Consider the following 1,598-nt stretch of genomic DNA (forward strand, 5'->3'; position numbering starts at 1 on the left):
AACGAATGTGTTGTAAGGACATGCCAGGTGTATCATCCACCCAAATATTGGGCTCATCTTTAAGGCGACCGATGGCACTGCAAAGCCTATCCCATTCATGCTCCTCTAACTTTTGGTAAAATTTATCTGAATTAATCTGGGTTTGTTGGGCTAGTGTCCGTTCAACAAGCTGTTTATCCGTCATTTCCATGCTGAACAGCAATACAGGCTTACCTTGTTGTGAGACATTTTTTGCCATTTCAGTGAGAACGGTTGTTTTCCCCATCTTAGGGCGAGCACCAATCACGAACAGTGAACCGATAACAATCTGTTTCGGGCTTAATAGGCGGTCAAAATCTTTAAATCCCGTTTTTAATCCTCGATGTTTCTCTGGGTTATCTTGTCGGTCACAAATGTCGGTAAAAACATCATCCAACACATCATCAATTCGGCGCAACCCTGTTTTTTTTCCCATTTTTCCAAACGAAGTGGCTTCATCAAGCAAGCGTTGTGCTTGTTCAATTTTATCCGTAAAACTTAACTCACTTGGCACCATCATGAGTTTTTGAATTTCAACCGTCTTTTCGATAACAAAACGCTGTGCGGAACACTCTCGGATTTTTTTCGCATAAGCCATAATGTTAGCAATACTCGGTGTTTCTCTTGCCATCTCAGCAAGATAGGCAAAACCACCTGATTGATTAATTCGCCCTTTTGACTCCAGATAATCCGTCACCGTCATGATGTCTATTGGCATACGTTGGGTATACATTTCTCGCAGAGTGAGATAGATAATTTGATGGTGTCGGGCATAAAAATCTTCAGGTTTTAGCAGTGAAAAAATTGATTGCGCATTATCACTTTGCGGGTCAAGCAGTAGTCCTCCAATAACATTTTGTTCCGCCATTAAATTATTCGGAACTTGGTTCATCACAGTGCTCCTTCCCTTGTTTTGAGTACCGTTTCAGGTCTGAGTAAATAATCAAAATTCGCTCGCCAACCCCGATTATTTTCGCCAAAATACCAAGCACTCGCCGTTTCCATAAAATAATCAAAATAATTTTTAGCTGATTCAACTGTGGGTTCTTTGAGCTCTTTCAGGAATTTGGATATTGCTCGTTTGCGTTTGTCATTCAGTGATTCGGCATTGGGTAATCTATCCCCTACCGATTCGTTGAAGGCTTGCATGATTTCCTGATAAGGAATTTTAGCTTGTCGATTAATTGAAATCTGCTTTGCAGGTTTCGAGTCGTCAGACGATAATTTTTTAGGGTTAATTGACTGGTTAAAAGACTGACTGGTTCTGGGTAAAATTTTTTGACTACCCCCTAGTCCAACAGTTTGACTACCGTGGTCAAATTCTTTGACTACCTCTGGTACAGAATTTTGACTAGGTGGTACTGTATTTTGACTACCGTCATCAAGAGATTTAGCCTCCAAATCTAAAATATATAAATTGGAAGTATGTCCCTTATCTGTTTTTCGCGTAACTTTACGAACAAACCCTTTTTTACATAAACTTTTAATGTGGTTTATCGCACTTTGACGGCTAATTTCGCAATGACGTGCAATAGTCTCATAAGAAGGAAAGCACTCACCTTTATCATTGGCATTATCAG

Annotated in this window: 2 protein-coding genes; both read right to left on the reverse strand. The window is 40.0% G+C overall.

Translation table 11 applies throughout. The annotated features are described in order from the left end of the window. Nucleotides 1–910: replicative DNA helicase (locus HMPREF0693_RS13355; protein WP_004245986.1), on the reverse strand; the 910-nt coding region annotated here is incomplete at its 3' end. Next, nucleotides 910–1,598, reverse strand: a 689-nt coding sequence (locus tag HMPREF0693_RS13360; protein WP_004245987.1) for a helix-turn-helix domain-containing protein, incomplete at its 5' end; no start/stop codon positions are given. The genes HMPREF0693_RS13360 and HMPREF0693_RS13355, both read right to left, overlap by 1 nt.

The organism is Proteus mirabilis ATCC 29906, from assembly GCF_000160755.1.
GTDB lineage: Bacteria > Pseudomonadota > Gammaproteobacteria > Enterobacterales > Enterobacteriaceae > Proteus > Proteus mirabilis.